This is a genomic window from Kribbella monticola, assembly GCF_003261635.1.
In the GTDB taxonomy this organism is placed as follows: Bacteria; Actinomycetota; Actinomycetes; order Propionibacteriales; family Kribbellaceae; genus Kribbella; species Kribbella monticola.
Genome location: NZ_QFXK01000003.1, coordinates 225,476 through 241,708 on the forward strand (window position 1 = coordinate 225,476; position 16,233 = coordinate 241,708).

At 69.4% G+C, this 16,233-nt stretch carries 18 protein-coding genes; 9 read left to right on the plus strand and 9 right to left on the minus strand.

From position 1 onward, the window contains the following. Positions 1-131 precede the first annotated feature (131 nt). Positions 132-758, plus strand: a complete 627-nt coding sequence (locus DIZ26_RS02045; protein ID WP_112237042.1) for an HAD family hydrolase — start codon at positions 132-134, stop codon at positions 756-758. On the opposite strand, the gene DIZ26_RS02050 is transcribed toward DIZ26_RS02045, so the two are convergent. Together DIZ26_RS02050 and DIZ26_RS02055 are read right to left on the minus strand one after the other, a co-directional pair. Next, positions 734-1,888: an MFS transporter gene (locus DIZ26_RS02050; protein ID WP_112237044.1), complete on the minus strand. Its 1,155-nt coding sequence runs from the start codon at positions 1,886-1,888 to the stop codon at positions 734-736. The two genes, DIZ26_RS02045 and DIZ26_RS02050, sit on opposite strands and share 25 nt — an antisense overlap. Continuing rightward, positions 1,881-2,501, minus strand: a complete 621-nt coding sequence (locus DIZ26_RS02055) for an HAD-IA family hydrolase (RefSeq protein ID WP_112237212.1) — start codon at positions 2,499-2,501, stop codon at positions 1,881-1,883. The genes DIZ26_RS02050 and DIZ26_RS02055 overlap by 8 nt, the downstream gene beginning before the upstream one ends. A gap of 48 nt (positions 2,502-2,549) precedes the next feature. Here DIZ26_RS02055 and DIZ26_RS02060 point away from each other — a divergent pair, with 48 nt between their 5' ends. Further along, complete coding sequence (locus tag DIZ26_RS02060; RefSeq protein WP_112237046.1) at positions 2,550-3,725, plus strand: ROK family transcriptional regulator; 1,176 nt, start codon at positions 2,550-2,552, stop codon at positions 3,723-3,725. Positions 3,726-3,903: 178 nt separating this feature from the next. Here DIZ26_RS02060 and DIZ26_RS02065 read toward each other — a convergent pair whose 3' ends face one another. The 3 genes from DIZ26_RS02065 to DIZ26_RS02075 all read right to left on the minus strand — a co-directional run bounded on the left by DIZ26_RS02065 (position 3,904) and on the right by DIZ26_RS02075 (position 6,431). After that, complete coding sequence (locus tag DIZ26_RS02065) at positions 3,904-4,548, minus strand: DinB family protein (RefSeq protein ID WP_112237048.1); 645 nt, start codon at positions 4,546-4,548, stop codon at positions 3,904-3,906. Then, entirely contained in the window at positions 4,545-5,351 is an 807-nt protein-coding gene (gene thiD / locus DIZ26_RS02070; protein WP_112237050.1) for a bifunctional hydroxymethylpyrimidine kinase/phosphomethylpyrimidine kinase, read from the minus strand. Before thiD ends, DIZ26_RS02065 begins: the two co-directional genes overlap by 4 nt. A 99-nt stretch (positions 5,352-5,450) precedes the next feature. Next, positions 5,451-6,431 carry a thiamine-phosphate kinase gene (locus tag DIZ26_RS02075; protein ID WP_408610200.1) on the minus strand — a complete coding sequence of 327 codons (981 nt, stop codon included), beginning with the start codon at positions 6,429-6,431 and terminating at the stop codon, positions 5,451-5,453. 274 nt (positions 6,432-6,705) lie between these two features. On the opposite strand from DIZ26_RS02075, the gene DIZ26_RS02080 reads away from it, so the two are divergent. The 4 genes from DIZ26_RS02080 (at position 6,706) to DIZ26_RS02095 (ending at position 9,279) form a co-directional block, all read left to right on the plus strand. Further along, complete coding sequence (locus DIZ26_RS02080; RefSeq protein ID WP_026163142.1) at positions 6,706-6,942, plus strand: Lrp/AsnC family transcriptional regulator; 237 nt, start codon at positions 6,706-6,708, stop codon at positions 6,940-6,942. After that, complete coding sequence (locus DIZ26_RS02085; RefSeq protein ID WP_112237052.1) at positions 6,921-7,403, plus strand: DUF3515 domain-containing protein; 483 nt, start codon at positions 6,921-6,923, stop codon at positions 7,401-7,403. The genes DIZ26_RS02080 and DIZ26_RS02085 overlap by 22 nt, the downstream gene beginning before the upstream one ends. Before the next feature lie 119 nt (positions 7,404-7,522). Further along, positions 7,523-7,939: a YciI family protein gene (locus DIZ26_RS02090; RefSeq protein ID WP_112237054.1), complete on the plus strand. Its 417-nt coding sequence runs from the start codon at positions 7,523-7,525 to the stop codon at positions 7,937-7,939. Next, positions 7,939-9,279 carry an RNA polymerase sigma factor gene (locus DIZ26_RS02095; protein WP_112237056.1) on the plus strand — a complete coding sequence of 447 codons (1,341 nt, stop codon included), beginning with the start codon at positions 7,939-7,941 and terminating at the stop codon, positions 9,277-9,279. The genes DIZ26_RS02090 and DIZ26_RS02095 overlap by 1 nt, the downstream gene beginning before the upstream one ends. Position 9,280: 1 nt before the next feature. Here the strand turns inward: DIZ26_RS02095 and DIZ26_RS02100 are convergent, their stop codons facing one another. Further along, entirely contained in the window at positions 9,281-10,402 is a 1,122-nt protein-coding gene (locus DIZ26_RS02100) for a D-alanine--D-alanine ligase family protein (protein WP_198675837.1), read from the minus strand. Positions 10,403-10,447: 45 nt separating this feature from the next. After that, positions 10,448-11,653, minus strand: coding sequence for a cytochrome P450 (locus DIZ26_RS02105; protein WP_112237060.1), 1,206 nt, complete (start codon positions 11,651-11,653; stop codon positions 10,448-10,450). Positions 11,654-11,798: 145 nt separating this feature from the next. Here DIZ26_RS02105 and DIZ26_RS02110 point away from each other — a divergent pair, with 145 nt between their 5' ends. The 3 genes from DIZ26_RS02110 to DIZ26_RS02120 are packed head-to-tail and all read left to right on the plus strand — an operon-like array spanning position 11,799 to position 14,165. Next, positions 11,799-12,431, plus strand: a complete 633-nt coding sequence (locus tag DIZ26_RS02110) for a TetR/AcrR family transcriptional regulator (RefSeq protein WP_112237062.1) — start codon at positions 11,799-11,801, stop codon at positions 12,429-12,431. A 31-nt stretch (positions 12,432-12,462) separates the two neighbouring features. Next, positions 12,463-13,569 carry a trans-sulfuration enzyme family protein gene (locus tag DIZ26_RS02115; protein ID WP_112237063.1) on the plus strand — a complete coding sequence of 369 codons (1,107 nt, stop codon included), beginning with the start codon at positions 12,463-12,465 and terminating at the stop codon, positions 13,567-13,569. Continuing rightward, positions 13,566-14,165: a nucleoside deaminase gene (locus DIZ26_RS02120; protein ID WP_112237065.1), complete on the plus strand. Its 600-nt coding sequence runs from the start codon at positions 13,566-13,568 to the stop codon at positions 14,163-14,165. The genes DIZ26_RS02115 and DIZ26_RS02120 overlap by 4 nt, the downstream gene beginning before the upstream one ends. Here the strand turns inward: DIZ26_RS02120 and DIZ26_RS02125 are convergent. Both DIZ26_RS02125 and DIZ26_RS02130 read right to left on the minus strand, forming a co-directional pair. After that, a complete protein-coding gene (locus DIZ26_RS02125; protein ID WP_112237067.1) occupies positions 14,132-15,355 on the minus strand; it encodes an MFS transporter in 1,224 nt (407 codons plus the stop codon). The two genes, DIZ26_RS02120 and DIZ26_RS02125, sit on opposite strands and share 34 nt — an antisense overlap. Further along, positions 15,352-16,176: a DeoR/GlpR family DNA-binding transcription regulator gene (locus DIZ26_RS02130; protein ID WP_112237069.1), complete on the minus strand. Its 825-nt coding sequence runs from the start codon at positions 16,174-16,176 to the stop codon at positions 15,352-15,354. Before DIZ26_RS02130 ends, DIZ26_RS02125 begins: the two co-directional genes overlap by 4 nt. Positions 16,177-16,233: the final 57 nt, after the last annotated feature.

Here is a 16,233-nt window from a genome sequence, read left to right on the forward strand (position 1 = left end):
GTTGTCGACAAATGTTCAGACATCGCTAAGGTAAGCGCATACCAACTGAACCGGTCAAGGGCTCATCCGCCGGGTGGTCCAGATCCGGACCACCCCGCCTCGGGGCGGGTCGCGGCTGGTTGGATGGGCGCATGCCGACCACCGCGATCGACACCGTCCTGTTCGACGCCGATGGAGTGATCCAGCGGCCCACCATCGACTGGCGCTCCACGCTGGCGACGTTCATCCGCCCGGACCAGTCGGCGGAGGAGTTCATCGCAGACCTGATGACCTCGGAACAGCCGTCGCTGCGCGGGCAAGGCGACTTCCGCGAGGCCGTCGCCGAAGTACTGGCCCGGTGGGAGTCGGCAACCTCTGTCGACGACGCGATGCAGCCCTGGCACTGGTTCGAGGCCGACCCGGTCGTGGTCGAGGTGATCCAGCAGCTTCGTACGGCGGGTATCGGGTGCCACCTGGCGACCAATCAGCAGGCCTACCGGCGGGCGATCATGCAGGACGAACGGCACTACGGCGACTGGTTCGACCAGACCTTCTACTCCTGCGACCTCGGCCTCGCGAAGCCGGACCCGGCGTACTTCCACGCCATCCTGGCGAAGGTGGGCAAGCAGGGGTCGTCAGTGCTCTTCATCGACGACAACGAGGGCAACGTGAAGGGCGCCCTGAGCGCCGGTCTGCACGCCGAGCACTACGACCTGGCCAACGGCACGGACGCCCTGCGCAAACTGCTGTCTCGCTACGGACTCCCGACCTCCGCCTGACGCCGTACAGCGGTCTGCGGTCGCCCGGGCCGCAGTGGCCCGCTGATCAGGAACAGCACGAGCAGCAGCGGCAGCGTGATCAGGAAGGCCTTGCTGAGTTCCACGACGGTCGCCAAGGCGGCCAGGATGGTGGGCGCGGCCAAGATCGCTGTCGCAGAGGCCAACGCGCCTAACGCGGCCAGCCGTACGGGCCGAATGCCAGGCGTTGCGACGAGCTCGGCGATGGTCAACGGGTACAGCGGTGCGACGCCGAGACCGGCCAGCAGCAGTCCGGCGACCACAACCGCGGGCGCTCCGACCAAGCTCACCAACAGGCTCCCGCTGACGGCCAGCAGCCCGGCCGGTACCAGTGGCGACCAGCCGCTCACGTGGATCGGCCCGATCGACCGGCCGACAGCCATTCCGATCGGGAACGCACTGCCCAGCAGGGCCGCGATCGCGATCGGCAGTCCGGCCTCCACCAGCCGCGCCACGGCCCACACCACGAAGCAGAACTCCACCGCGACGGCCAGCACGACCCGCGACCATCCGCGGAATGCACTTAGCCAAGGTGAGCCTTCACCGGCCGGCGTCGGATCAAGGCTCTCTCCGGCTCTCGCGGGAGCCGCGATGACGATCAGAACAAGGAACGGCGGTACTGCGACCAGCATCGCCAGGCGCCCAGTCGGACCGAGCGAGTCGAGCCCGCCGATCGCCAAGGGCGCCAGGATGCCGGTCGCACTGCCGACAGCGTTGACCTTGGTGAGCCGGGCGGCCGCAGTTGGGCCACTGAGCAGCAGTGGCGCCAGGAGCACCAGCAGGGCTCCACCGATGCCGATCAGCAGTCCCCCGCTGACCGCACTGATGAAGCTGGGCGCCACGGCGACCAGGACAGCTCCGAGCGCACAGACAAGCGCACCACCTCGCAGTACGGCGGTGATCCTGCCGGTGCGCAGCAGGACGGGACCTACGAAGGCGACGATGAGCAGTCCGAGAGCGAAGGCGGACGGCAGCAACGCAAGACGGCTGGCCGGCTCGTCGAGGTCACGAGCCAGTACTGCGACGCAGGCGCCCAGTCCGCCCAGCAGGAAGCCCAGCGCCGCTAGAGCGAGGCCTACTTCCAGGTCGACCCGGCGGGCGCTCTCACTCACGATGCTCGAGCAGGTCGGCGAGTTGGTGGAGGTCGGCGAGGTTCAGGTCACCGGATAAGCCCTTCAGCGCCGCGGTCATCGCACCGGCGGCGCGGCCGGCCTGCAGGCCCACTTCGGCGTCCTCCACGACCAGGCAGGAACTGGGCGGCGTCTCGAGTACCTCGGCCGCACGGAGGTAGCCCTCGGGGTCGGGCTTGCCGTTGGTGATGTCCTCGAAGGTCACCAGGACGGGTGCGTCGATGCCGGCGGCGCCGAGGCGGGCCTTGGCGAGCTGACGGTCGGCGCTCGTGACGACGGCCCACGGGAGCCCTAGTCGCTTGATCGTGGCGAGCACCCGGGCGGCGCCGGGAGCAGCCGAGACGTCCGAGAGGTCGTCGTACTGGAGTTGCAGCTGGCGGTTCGCGGCTCGGAGGCGGGCCGTCTCGTCGAGGGCGGGGAGCATTCGCGCGACGGTGGAGTCGGCGGGGCTGCCGTGGGCGATCGCGAGGACCGCCGACGCGTCGACGCCGTACTCACGGGCCCAGGTCGTCCAGGCCCGCTCGACCGCCGCATCGGAAGTGACCAGCGTGCCGTCCATGTCGAACAACACGGCGCGCACCTGCTGCAGGTCCATCGACTCCTCCATTAAACTCGTTCTCCGAGCATAAGGGAGAAGGTCCCCATGACGGCAAGAGTCGGCACCACTTCTTCGCGCCGCGGCCGGTGGCAGACGGCCGCGGAGGTGCTGAGCCTAGTTGGTCGGCAGCCGGGCATCACGCGGGCTGCAGTGGCCCGGGAGCTGGGACTGAGCACCAGCTCGGCGACTGAGGTGACTGCGCGGTTGCGGGAGCTGCAGTTGCTCACGGAGGCGCCCGCACCTAGTCGTGGTCGAGGTCGGCCGACGAGTGTGCTGCTGCCGCATCCGGAAGGGCCGCTGGTTCTGGCGGTGAACCTACGGCAGGGCACTTGGCGCACTGCGATCGTCTCCCTCGACGGGACGCTCCATGATCAAGTGACGACGCCACACCGGAGCAGGCGACCGGAGGCGGTGCTGGCGAGGCTTCGCGAGGCAGTGGAGGCGAGCAAGGCGCAGTACGGCGATCGGTTGCGGGTGGTGAGCCTTGCGGTGGCGGGGACGATCCGCGACAACCAACTGATGCAGGCGTCGACCTTGGGGTGGGGCGAGGTCGATCTGAGCCCCGTGGTCGGGGACACCGGGCTGACGCTGCTAGCGGGGAACGACGCGACGCTCAGCGGGGTGGCCGAATCGCGGACCGGCGCTGCGGCGGGGGCGGGGACAGCGCTGCATCTGATCGTCGAAGTCGGCTTGGGTGGGACTCTGATTCTGGACGGACATCCTGCGAGTGGGGCGACCGGAGCCGGTGGCGAATACGGGCACATTCCCTTCGGCGATCGATCGTTGCGGTGCCCGTGCGGGGCGAGCGGTTGCTGGGATCTGGAGATCGACGGTCGCGCTCTCGCCCGGCGGCTCGGCGATGCCGAGCCCGACGATCCGCTCAGCTATGCCGAGGCGGTGTTGCAACGCACCGACGCGGCGGCGTCGGCTGCCATCGAGCTCTCGGCGACATCGCTCGGCTCGGGAATCGCCGGCCTGGTGAACGCGCACGATCCCGACGTCGTCACCCTCGGCGGCCTGGCCGTCCCGCTCCGCCAGCGCGCACCGGGCGCCTTCGACGCGGCGTACCGGTCCGGTCTGATGCGCTTCCGCCGAGCCACTCCCCCGCCGGTCCTCGACTCCACCCACTCCACCGACGGCGCCCTCCGGGGCGCGGCCGCCGTCGCGCTGGACCGCATCACCACCGAACCAGCCATCGCCGCCTGGGCAGAACCGACCTAGGTACTACGCCCGCATCGCGCCTCCTCCGTCGGCGCTCGCCCCGCCCACCCCAGCTCGCCGCTCCGCCGTCGCGGCTCAAAGCGAACGTCGCAGAGCACCACCGGTTGATCATCCGCGGGCGGGTGCGCAGTGGGGCGTTGGTTTCGAGTGCGCTGTGGACAGCACTCGTCTCGGCCGGTCAGCTCTCGGTCGGTGGCTCGTCTGCGGTGGGTGTGGGCTCGGCTGTTTCGGGGTCTGCGTCTTCGGTCGGCGCGGCCTTGGGGGCGGGGATGATGGGGGGTTCCAGTTTGGCGAGGATGGTGATGATGTCCATCCGGTGGTGCTGGATCTCGTGGGCGGTGTGGCGGATCAGCCAGCCGAGGGTGCGGGGGGCTCGGACCGGGTAGTTGTAGAGGCCGAGTTTGCCGAGTTCGGCCGGTTTGAGGACGCGGGCGGCAGCGCCGAAGTCGCGGGCGTTCTTCATCAGCGCGGCGGCGACCACCATCGGGTCCTGCTGTTCGTACTTGAGCTCCTTCAGCCGCCCAGTGCGATCCATCGGCGCATAAACCGGGCGGTCCTCGGCCAGGCACTGCGCGATCCGGGCGCGCTGCACCTCGAGGACGTCGCGGACATGGCAGGCGTACTCGATCGCCGACCACACCTCGGGTTCCGGCCGCAGCCGGACCACGTTCACGTCCGGCCCGGCGGCCGCCTTCGTCAGCGCCATGCTGCTCTCCGCGGACTGCCGGATCAGCGTTGTCACCGTGCCCTGCAGATCACCCGTGTCGTAGTTGAAGCCGCACTCCTGGCACAGCCCGTCGACCGGCGGCCGGCTCGTGTTCACTGGTCACTCCTGGTCCGAAATCGCCATCCGTGGTCCACCGGTCCGATCCCCCCGCCGAGCGCGAACCCGGCGGCGACCGCTCCGCTGATGTAGTCCTTCGCAGCACCGACAGCAGCCGGTACGTCGTACCCGCGCGCAAGATACGCCGCGATCGCACTGGCCAGCGTGCATCCGGTGCCGTGCGTGTGCCGGTTGTCGGCCCGCGGCGCGCCGTACTCCCGCCGTACGCCGGGCGCGTGCAGTACGTCGATCGCCACCGCGCCGTCGTCGTGGCCGCCCTTCACCAGTACCCAGTCGGCACCGGCGTCGAGCAGGATCTTCGCGGCCAGCTCGCGATCTTCGCCGTTCGTTCCCGCGACGGGACCGAGCTCGGTGAGGTTCGGTGTCAGCACAGTCGCCAACGGCACGATCTCCTCCCGCACGGCCTCCATCGCATCCGCGGCCAGCAACGCGTCGCCGTGCTTGGAGACCGAGACCGGGTCGACGACGACCGGTACGCCGGGTGGCAGCGTCCGCAGCAGCGACGCGACCACCCGGACCATCGAGGCGGACGCGAGCATGCCCGTCTTCACCGCGTCGACACCGATGTCGTCGACCACACTGCGGAACTGCGCGCGCACCTGCTCCTCGGGCAGTTCCCAGGCACCCTGGACGCCGATGCTGTTCTGCGCGGTGATCGCGGTCAGCACGCTCATCCCGTGCACGCCGTTGGCCAGCATCGACTTCAGGTCGGCCTGGATCCCGGCTCCGCCACCGGAATCCGATCCGGCGATCGTCAGCACCCTGGGCGGCGCGGCGTTCATGTCAGCTCCTCAACTCGGGCGGATCCACTCACCCTTAGTTCCTCACACCGCGCCGGACCGCTCACCGGCGGCTCCTCGGCTCGGCCGGATCTTCCGGTCTCACTGCCCGAAGTGAGCGTGCCCGGCGGCGCCGGCGTACGCCGTACCGTCGACCGTGACCGTTCCGGGCGACAGGTTTTCGTTGCCCTCAGCAACTGAACCGATGACGGTCCAGCCGTCCGGCACGTCGGCCGGCTCGAAGGTGGCGACGAGCGCGTGGTCGTCACCACCGCCGAGCACGAAGGTCAGCGCCTCAACCCCGGTCGCGGCCGCGACGGCCTGCAGCGGCTCGGGAATCGCCAGTGCCTGCGAGCGGATGTCGATCACGACCTCGCTGGCCGCCGCGATGTGGCGCAGGTCGGCGATCAGGCCGTCGCTCACATCGCACATCGAGGAGGCGCCGGAGATCGCGGCACGCGGACCCTCGGCGTACGGCGGTTGTGGGCGGCGGTGTGCGTCCACAACGGTCCGGGGCGAACGGAAGCCACGGTTCAGCACGGCGACGCCCGCTTCGGCCCAACCGAGCCGGCCGACGAAGGCCACCTCGTCGCCGGGGCGCGCGCCGGACCGCAGTACCGGGGCTCGGCCGTCGAGGGAGCCGAAGGCGGTGACCGAGACGACGACCTTGTCGGACTGCACGACATCGCCGCCGACGATGCTGACGCCGAGCAGCTCGGCCTCGTCGGCGATGCCCTGGTTCAGTTCGAGGGCCCAGGTCGTCGGCAGGTCGGGCGGCGCGCCGAAGCCGGTCACCAGCGAGGTCGGCCTCGCGCCCATCGCGACGATGTCGGCCAGGTTCTGCGCGGCGGCCTTGCGGCCCACGTCGTACGCCGACGACCAGTCCTGGCGGAAATGCCGGCCTTCGATCAGCAGGTCGGTGGTGATCACCATCCGGCCGTCCGGCACCGCCACCACGGCCGCGTCGTCGCCCGGCCCGACCAGGACGTCCTCACCCCGGGGCAGCCCTTTGGTGACGGCTTCGATCAAGCCGAACTCACCCGTTCCACCCAACGTCTCTGTCACGTCAGCAAGACCTCCCATATCGCTCACCGGAGTCTAAGTGTCCTGAGCCGGTCCTCACGCCGCACCAGCGGCGCCCAGGCACGCACCTCGCTGCGTTGTCGGGAAAGTCACGATGCTCCGCATCGAGCCTTCCCCTCCGCCTTGCGATGCACGCACCTGGACACCGCTGGCACTGGCGTGACTACCGGCTCAGGACACTAGGCGGTACGGTGACCGGGCAACGAAGAGTACGCCGGGCCGCTCTGCAGTACCGTGGCCGGATCCAGCTGAGGACGACTGAGTGGAGAACGACGTGGTGGTCCAGGCCTACATCCTGATCCAGACCGAGGTCGGCAAGGCTGCCGATGTCGCAGCGCAGATCGCCGAGGTCCAGGGCGTCACCCTGGCCGAGGACGTCACCGGCCCGTACGACGTGATCGTGCGCGCCGAGGCCCGCAACGTCGACGAGCTCGGCAAACTCGTGGTGGCGAAGGTGCAGAACGTCCCCGGCATCACCCGCACGCTGACGTGCCCCGTCGTCCACATCTGACCCCGATCAACCGCGTTCTCGCCGTCGTCGCCGGTCTCCTGCTGCTGACTGCCTGCAGTCCGGACCCGGTGCGGATCGCCGTGCCCGAACCCGCGCCCGAGGTGGCTCAGGTGTGCGACGCCTTGATCAAGGGGATGCCTGCCAAGGTGCTCGACGGGAAGCGGCGCAAGACGGAGCCGCCGAGCGCGCTGACCACGGCGTACGGGGATCCGCCGATCGAGGTGACGTGTGGGGTCGCGCCGCCGGCCGGGATGGCGCAGGCGCAGTCGCAGTGCTTCGAGGTGAACGGCGTCGGCTGGTTCGCCAAGGAGGTCAGCAACGGCGTCATCTTCACCACCATCGGCCGCAAGGTCTACCTCGAGATCGCCGTCCCGGCGAAGTACAAGCCCGAGGCCAACGCCCTCACCGACGTCTCGGACGCCGTCAAAGCACACAACACCCTGATAACTCCCTGCACCTGATGCCTTCCTGCACCTGATGCTTTGAAAGTTCCCGCTCGGTGCATGTCCGGTTCCGGGTGGGGTCATCGACGTTCCGGGTGAGAGGCACCAGAGTGGTGCTCTGACGACGGGAGCAGCAGATGAAGTACATGATCCTCACCTACGCCTCGCAGGCCGACTACGACGGGATGGCGGGGAAGGACACCGGCAAACCCGCGTGGAGCGCGGAGGACTTCGCCGCGATGGGCGCCTTCATGCAGAAGTTCAACGACGACCTCGCCGAGTCCGGTGAGCTCGTCGAGACCCGGGCGCTGGCCGCACCGGTGCTGACCAGGCGGCTCGGCTCGAAGGACGGTGCGTCGGTGGTGACGGACGGCCCGTACGCCGAGACGCAGGAGGTGCTCGCCGGGTACTGGATCGTCGAGTGCGACAGCTTCGACCGCGCCACCGAGATCGCCGGCCGACTCGCCGATACCCCCGTTCCGGAATCCGTCCGGGCCACCGCGTACGCCGACATCCGGCCGATCGTGGAAGGCCAGGAGGACCTGGTCGGCTGATGCCCGAACCACCCCCGGAGGACCAGCCGCAGGAGCTAGCGCCGCCTGCGGAGGACCTGCTGCGGGACAGGCCGCCCTCGGAGCACCAGCTGCGAGGACCGGCGCGGCCCTCGGAGGACCAGCCGCGGGAGCTGGCGCCGGCTTCGGAGGAGCTGTTGCGGGAGTTGGCGCCGCAGGTTCTTGGGGCGTTGGTCCGGCGGTATGGTCATTTCGACACGGCCGAGGATGCAGTGCAGGAAGCGTTGGTCGCTGCGACTCAGCAGTGGCCCAGCGAAGGCCGTCCCGACAACCCGCGGGCTTGGCTGATCACCGTGGCCTCGCGCCGGCTGACCGATCTGCTCCGCAGCGAGCAGGCTCGGCGTCGTCGCGAGGACACGGTCGCCCAGTGGACGGTGATCCCGGCCGAGCCGGTTGCCGATTCGGACGACACCCTCATCCTGCTCTTCCTGTGCTGTCATCCGGCGCTGTCGGCGGCTTCCCAGATCGCGCTCACCTTGCGAGCTGTGGGCGGTCTCACCACGGCCGAGATCGCCCGCGGATTTATGGTGCCGGAGGCAACGATGACGCGCCGGATCACGCGGGCCAAGCAGAGCGTGCGCGACAGCGGCGCCCGGTTCTCACTGCCCTCGAACCGCGTCGAACGACTGGACGCAGTACTGAAGGTGATCTACCTGATCTTCACCGAGGGCTACGCCAGTACGACGGGGCCGAGCCTGCAGCGGGTCGAGTTGGCGACCGAAGCCATCCGGCTTGCGCGGATCCTGCACCGGCTGCTTCCCGAGGACAGCGAGGTGGCCGGGCTGCTTGCCCTGATGCTGCTCACCGACGCCCGGCGTCCAGCGCGGACCGGACCGGGTGGGGAGCTGATCCCGATGGCCGAGCAGGATCGCAGCCGCTGGCTCACGGCGGAGATCGCCGAGGGCGTCGAGCTGATCACCAAGGCGCTCCCCCGCGGACAGGTCGGGCCCTATCAACTCCAGGCGGCGATCGCTGCCGTGCACGACGAAGCAGCGTCAGCCGAGGAGACTGACTGGCCGCAGATCGTCGCCTTGTACGAACTGCTGCTCGGCCTCACCGACAACCCGATGGTCGCCCTGAACCACGCAGTGGCCGTCGCGATGGCTCGCGGCCCGGCCGAAGGGCTGCAGCTGCTCGAGCGGATCGAGGGCGACGAGCGGATCGCGGCGGACCACCGGCTGTTCGCAGTACGGGCTCATCTGCTGGAGCTGACCGGCGATCTGGCCGGGGCGCGGGCGGCGTACGTCGAGGCGGCGGCGCGGACGACGAGTCTGCCGCAGCAGCGCTACCTCAACGCCAAGGCCGCCGCCATCGTGGCCTGAGTCAGCGGAGCCCGGTCGGACGAGTCAGCGCAAGGGCGAGCAGACGGTCGACGAGATCGCCGTAGTCGATGCCGCTGGCAGCCCACAGCCGAGGGAACATGCTGTACGGCGTGAAGCCGGGCATCGTGTTGATCTCGTTGATGACGATTCGTCCGTCCTCGGTGAGGAAGAAGTCGACCCGCGCCAGCCCTTCGCCCTCGATCGCCTCGAACGCGGTCAGGGCCTGCGCCCGGATCTCCGCCGCAACCTCCTCCGGCAGCTCGGCCGGCACGCTCAGCGCGGCGTAGTCGACCTCCTCCGGCAGGTACTTCGCCTCGAAGTCGTAGAAGTCGTGGCCCCCGCCGGTCAGCGTGATCTCACCGCAGACGCTGGCCGCCGGATCGGCACCGTCGAGCCCGCCGAGAATCCCGACCTCGATCTCGCGCGGGTTCTTCGCGGCCGCCTCGACGAGCACCTTGGGGTCGTGCGCGCGAGCTTCGGCAAGCGCGTCGTCCAGTTCCTCGCGCGAGTTCACCTTGCTGATACCGAGACTCGAACCACCACGCGACGGCTTCACGAACACCGGGTAGCCGAGCCGGTCGACCGCCTCCCGGCAGGCCTGCGGGTGCCGCGACCAGTCGCGCTCGCGGATCACGACGTACGGCGTGACCTCGAGGCCGGCCGCTGCCAGCACCACCTTCATGTAGTGCTTGTCCATCCCGACCGCACTCGCGAGCACGCCCGATCCGACGTACCGGATGTCCGACATCTCCAACAAACCCTGCAGTGTGCCGTCCTCGCCGAACGGGCCGTGCAGCAGCGGGAAGACCACGTCGACCTCGCCCAGCGTGCTCGGCACCTGGTCGGGCGCGTGCACGACCAGCTCGCGGCCGGCGCCGAACAGCACCGGCAGAGCCGTGACGTCCACCTCCGGCAGCTTGCCGTTGGTGATCGACAGCCGCTCCGGGTCGCCGCTCTCCAGCACCCAGTGGCCGCTGGTGTCGATACCGATCGGGACCACGTCGTACTTGTCCCGGTCGATCACCTTCAGAACGTTCGCCGCGGTGATGCAGGAGACGGCGTGCTCGCTGGAACGTCCGCCGAAGACGACGGCGACTCGGGGCTTCCTGGGTTCTTCGCTCACCGAGCCGACGATAGCGCTAGCCGCTCAGCACCAGCGGCCGGGCCGTCACGCTTCCTCCCGGTCCCAGGTCACCGGCAGCGCGGTAACGCCGTACACCAAGGTGTTGTGCTTGAACCGGATCTCTTCGAACGGGACAGCGAGCCGCAGTGTCGGGATCCTGCGATACAGGCGGGTGTAGACCTCCTGCAGTTCCACGCGGGCGAGTTGCTGTCCGAGGCACTGATGTGGCCCGAAGCCGAAGGCGAGATGCGTGGATGCCTTCCGGGAGAGGTCCAGCTGATCGGGGTCCGGGAAGGCGCGTACGTCCCGGTTGCCCGAGGACAGCGCGGCGATCAAGTACTCACCGGCCTTGATCGTCTCGTCTCCGAGCGGGAGGTCTTCCGTCACGTGCCGGAACAGGCCGAACTGAACGACCGAAAGGTACCGCAGCAGTTCCTCGACGGCCCTCGGCGCCAGGTCGGGATCGTTGCGCAAGGCATCCAACTGGTCCGGCGCGCGGAGTAGCGCGAGGGTGCTCAGCGCGATCATGTTCGCTGTCGTCTCGTGGCCGGCGATCAGCAGCGTGATCCCGATCGTCACCAGTTCCTCCAGCGACAACGGCCGGCCCTGCTCTTCGGCCCGGGTGATCAGCCGGGAGAGCAGATCGTCCTCGCGCACGGCCTGCTTGGCCTGCACGAGACCGGCCATGTACTGGTTGAGTTCGTCGCTGACCCGCAGTACCTCCTCCTCCGGCCGATCGACCGAAACCAGTACGGCGCTGCGCTGCTGGAACTCCGCACGGTCGGCATAAGGCACCCCGAGCAGCTCACAGATCACCAAGGAGGGGATCGGCAGCGCGAATGCCTCGACGAGATCGACCGGACCGTCGGCGGCGAGCATCGCGTCGATGTGCTCCTCGACCAACTCCTGGATCCTTGGCCGCAGAGCGCGCACGCGCCGGACCGCGAACTCGCTGGTAAGCAGGCGGCGCAGATACGCGTGCTGCTCGCCGTCGTTCTGCAGGATCGAGCCGGACTCGACCTCCCACTCCAGGTCCGCTCCTGGCACGACGTGCGACGACGGGGCCGAGCGCGAACTCAACCGGGAATCGCCGAGTACCTTGCGCACCTCGTCGTACCGGCTGACGACCCAGGCGTCGACACCGGCCGGGGTGGAGACCTTGGCGAGTCCCTCCTGGACACGGAAGCCGGCGTACTCGGCGGGCGGCTCGAACGGGCAACCGGTCGGCCGTACTACGGGGAAGTCGGGCATGGCGGAACCCCCAGGAGTCAGCTGCTGACGATCAGCGATTATGGAAGTGACTACCATATGACGGTATGAGTCGGATTGACCTCTGCTGCGGGCGCGTCGGTGCCGTGTAGGCTGCCCGGCACGCTCGAGGAGCTTGGGGGTTCGGATGGGGCTGCGCGAAGTGAAGCGGGAGCGGACCCGCCAGCTGATCGCGGACAAGGCGTTCGAGCTGTTCACCGATCGCGGCTTCGGCCGGACGACGGTCGAGCAGATCGCGGCAGCCGCCGAGGTCGGGCCCAGCACGCTCTACCGGTACTACCCGACCAAGGAGCGGCTCGTACTGGAGTTCGTCGAGGGCAGTCTCTTCGAGGCGCTCGACTGGTTCCGTGAGCAGCCTCAGCTGAGTCTGCCGGACGGTCTGCAAGGCGTGGTGGAGCGGGTGCTGGACCAGATGGAGAGCAATCCGGACCGGGTGCGCACGGTGTACGAGCTGGCCGGGCAGACGCCGTCGGTGAGCGCGCATCTGGCCGACGTCATCTGGCGCTGGCGCGACGAACTGACCGCCGAGCTGACCACCCGCCTGACCGCCGACTCCTCGGACCAGCCGCTGGCCGGCGCGTCCGTCCCCTTCACCGCGGCGCTCGCGGCCGGCATCACCATGAACGTCATCGAGGTGACTGTGCAGACCTGGGTCGACAACCCGGCCGGCACCGACGCCAAGGAACTGGCCCGCGAGGCGATGTGCCTCCTCCGCGGCGGCGGCATCCCACTTCCCACAGCCGATCCCACCCAGCTCTAGGGCCGGCGGCGCGGTTGGGGAGAATCCAGGCATGAGCCCTGAACTGGATCCCTCGACCGTTGTCGTGCATGCCGGCCGGCCCGCCCGTGTTCCGGATGCGCCGCTCGGTGAGTCGCCCGTGTTCAGCTCGACCTACATCGCCGGCGGGGATCGCGGCTACGGCCGGTTCGACAACGACGCGTGGGCCGCGCTCGAGACGACGCTGGGTCAGCTGGAGGGCGGCCGCGGCTTGACCTTCGCCTCTGGGATGGCGGCCGCCGCGGCAGTCATGGACCTGGTCCCGGTAGGCGGTCGCGTCGTGGCGCCCGCGCACGCCTACAGCGGAGTACTGGCTCTGCTCGATCAGCAGGCCGCGACCGGGCGCCTAAAGGTCGACCGGGTGAACATCGCCGACAGCGAGGCCGTCGCCGCCGCGGTCGCGGGTGCGGACATGTTGTGGATCGAGTCGCCGACCAACCCGGCGATGGAGGTCGCCGACCTGCCCGCAATCTGCGCCGCCGGCCGCGCGGCAGGCGCCACCACCGTCGTCGACAACACCTTCGCTACTCCCCTGCTGCAGCAACCGCTCGGCCTGGGCGCGGACATCGTGATGCATTCGGCCACCAAGTTCATCGCGGGTCACTCGGACGTTCTGCTCGGTGCCGTGATCACCGCCGACGACTCGCTCTGGACCGCCTTGGAACTCCGGCGCCGCAGCCTCGGCGCGATCCCCGGCCCGATGGAGGCCTGGCTGGCGCTGCGCGGACTCCGAACGCTCGCCCTTCGCCTCGACCGCGCCCAGTCGAACGCCGCCTACCTCGCCGCCAAACTGCTCGACCATCCGCGGATCAGCCGAGTCCGGTACCCCGGCCTGCCGGGCGACCCCGGCCACGCTCGGGCGGCGGCCCAGATGTCGGGCTTCGGCGCGATCCTGTCCATCGAACTGGGCGGCGATGCCGAACGCGCTCAGCGCACCTGCGAGAACACTGCGCTCTGGGTCCACGCGACCAGCCTCGGTGGCGTCGAGTCGATGCTGGAACGCCGCCGCCGCTGGGCGATCGAAGTACCGACCATCCCCGACGACCTGATCCGCCTCTCCGTCGGCATCGAGCACCCCGACGACCTCTGGAACGACCTCGCCGGGGCCCTCGAGGCATGATCTGGGACAAGGTGTTCGAACTCGCCTGGGAATCCCTGCAGGCCAAGAGCTATCCGGTCGGCGCGGCGCTCGTCGACCCAGCCGGAGAGATCACCCACTCCGGACGCAATCGCGCCGCCGAGAAATCCGCGCCACCCGGCCGGCTCTTCGGTACGACGATCGCGCACGCCGAGTTCGACGTACTCGGCCAGTTGCCGCAGGACGAGTACGACGGGTACACCCTTTACAGCTCGCTCCAGCCCTGCTTGATGTGCTCGACCGCGCTGCGGCTGGTCGGCATCAACCAGGTCGTCCACGCCGGCGCGGATCCCTTGCGGAACGCGACGGACGAGGTGCCGGCGGTGCTGCCGGAGCTGATCGCCGGGCGGTGGCCCCGGCGTACCGGTCCGGCCGACGGGTTCGCCGGCAGCTGGGGCTCGTTGTTGCCGGCGATGTGGATGGTCGCCTACAAACCCGATGCGGTGGCGGAGCCGTCAGACTTGATGCCGTGGGCAACGATTGAGCGCGCGCGGAGGTGCGTGGCCGGCGGCGTACTGGAGTGCGGGTCGGCGGCCGAGGCGTATCAGCTCGCGGCTTCCTTGTCGGCCTCGGACTGACCGGTTTTCGGTTTGAGGACGTCGGCGGCCGCGACGGTGAGGACGCAGAGGACGACGGGGAGTGCGAAGGCGGCGTTGAGCGGCATCCAGTGGGTCAGGCCGCCGATGATGGCCGGGCCGGCGAGCAGTCCGACGTACCCGAGGCCGACCACCTTCGCCATCAGGGCGCCCGATGCTCGGCGGTCGAGGTTCCCGGCGGCGGTGAAGAGCTGCGGTACGCCGCCGGACAGGCCGAGGCCGAACAACGCCCAGCCGACCAGACCGACGGGGACCCACGGCACGAAGATGACCGTGGTGAGACCGAGGGCAGCGAGCGCCGCGCCGTACCGGACGATTGCCGCCGGGCCGATCACCGCGGCGACCCGGTCGGTGGCGAACCGGCCGACCGTCATGGCGATCGCGAAGGCGCCGTACGCGTAGGCGGCCGTACTGGTCGAAGTGTTGAGGACGTCGCGGAACTGCAGCGCGGCCCAGTCGTTGGCGACACCTTCGGCGAGCATCAGGCCGAAGGCGAGAGCGCCGAGCTGCCAGACCAATCGCGCCGACGGCTTCTGGGCCGGCCCCTGGCTCTGCTCCTCGGCGGGCTCCTCGTCGGCGGCCTCGATCAGGAAGCGGGCCGTGAGCAGGGAAACGACGATGCAGATCACGCCACAGGCGCTGAGGGTGATCGCGGTATCGACGCCTGCCCGGAGTGCCGCGGCGCCGATCAAGGCCGCGAAGGCCCCGCCGATCGACCACATCGCATGGAACGCGGCCATGATCGGTCGCGGGTAGGCGCGCTCGACGACGACGGCATGCGAGTTCATCGCGACGTCGAGCGAGCCGTTGCCGAAGCCGAACAGCGCCAGCGTGAGGCCGAGCGTCCACCAGTTGCCGGCCAGGCCGGGGCCGAACAGCGACAGGCCGAGGAAGATCCCGGCGGCCGGCACCAGGCGTCGCTGGCCGATCCGGTCGGCCAGCGGTCCCGCGATCTGCATGCCGAGGAAGGCTGCGCCGCCGAGGACGAGCAGGAGGAGGCCGAGGGTGCTGTGCGAGATGTTCGTGGCGCGTTCGACGTTCGGGATGTGGACGACCCACATGCCGACGGCGAAGCCGTTGAGGCCGAAGTAGATCCAGGTGGCGATCCGGGCGGCACGTGGTGGCCGGGAGGTGGCGGCTGCGTTCGCGGCGGTGGCGGGCGCGCTGGTCAAGACAGAGACTCCTGAAGCTCGTCGGCGTGGCTGCCGGCGTGGTCGGCCCGTGCGGCGGCGGGGTCGGCGACCTTAACCAGGACGCCGCGTTGGGCCAGTACGGCGCGGTCCGCTTCGGGGGCGGTGGCGTCGGTGATGATCAGATCGGGCCGGTCGGCCGGGCAGATGTAGGCGAGGGCTGCGCGATCCCACTTGGCGCCGTCCACCAGCACCATCGATCGCGTGGAGACGGCCAGCGCCTGCACCTTGACCTCGGCGTCACCGAGGTCGAACGCGGTCAGCCCGGCCTCCAGACTGAACGCACACGGACTCAGCACGGCGACGTCGAATCGCAGCGACCGCAACGAAGCAAGGGTGAGCGGCCCGACCATCGACAACTCCCCCGGCCGTGGCTCACCACCCGGCATCAGCAGCCGTACGCCGGGTGCGCCGATCAACTCCTGTGCGACATGGAGCGACAGCGGCATCACCGTGACCACGCGATCCCTGAGCAGCCGGGCCACCTCCAACGCCGTCGTACCGCTGTCCAGTACTACGGTTTCGCCGTCCCGGATCTGGGCGACGGCAGCCGCCGCGATCGCCTGCTTCGCCTCGGTCGCGGCCGTGGACCGGGCGGCGAACGGCGGCTCGATCCCGGACGGCATCGCAGGCACCGCGCCACCGTGGACGCGCTTGAGCACGCCCTGCGCGGCGAGGTAGTCGAGATCACGTCGTACGGTCATGTCGGAGGCGCCGGTGGCAGCCACCAGCTCGCCGACCGCGACCCGGCCGGAACCCTGGAGACGCTCGACGATGACCCGTTGCCGTTCGGAGCTTCGCACTGTGAAAAACTAACATCGCTCTGATTGATCAAACAAACTTTCTGTTCATATGTTCAT

Excerpts from the sequence above, each read along its gene's own strand:
- DIZ26_RS02045 (WP_112237042.1), top strand. The coding sequence starts at position 132 with ATGCCGACCACCGCGATCGACACCGTCCTGTTCGACGCCGATGGAGTG.
- DIZ26_RS02055 (WP_112237212.1), bottom strand. The coding sequence starts at position 2,501 with ATGGACCTGCAGCAGGTGCGCGCCGTGTTGTTCGACATGGACGGCACG.
- DIZ26_RS02060 (WP_112237046.1), top strand. The coding sequence starts at position 2,550 with ATGACGGCAAGAGTCGGCACCACTTCTTCGCGCCGCGGCCGGTGGCAG.
- thiD (WP_112237050.1), bottom strand. The coding sequence starts at position 5,351 with ATGAACGCCGCGCCGCCCAGGGTGCTGACGATCGCCGGATCGGATTCC.
- DIZ26_RS02075 (WP_408610200.1), bottom strand. The coding sequence starts at position 6,431 with ATGGGAGGTCTTGCTGACGTGACAGAGACGTTGGGTGGAACGGGTGAG.
- DIZ26_RS02090 (WP_112237054.1), top strand. The coding sequence starts at position 7,523 with ATGAAGTACATGATCCTCACCTACGCCTCGCAGGCCGACTACGACGGG.
- DIZ26_RS02095 (WP_112237056.1), top strand. The coding sequence starts at position 7,939 with ATGCCCGAACCACCCCCGGAGGACCAGCCGCAGGAGCTAGCGCCGCCT.
- DIZ26_RS02105 (WP_112237060.1), bottom strand. The coding sequence starts at position 11,653 with ATGCCCGACTTCCCCGTAGTACGGCCGACCGGTTGCCCGTTCGAGCCG.
- DIZ26_RS02110 (WP_112237062.1), top strand. The coding sequence starts at position 11,799 with ATGGGGCTGCGCGAAGTGAAGCGGGAGCGGACCCGCCAGCTGATCGCG.
- DIZ26_RS02115 (WP_112237063.1), top strand. The coding sequence starts at position 12,463 with ATGAGCCCTGAACTGGATCCCTCGACCGTTGTCGTGCATGCCGGCCGG.
- DIZ26_RS02120 (WP_112237065.1), top strand. The coding sequence starts at position 13,566 with ATGATCTGGGACAAGGTGTTCGAACTCGCCTGGGAATCCCTGCAGGCC.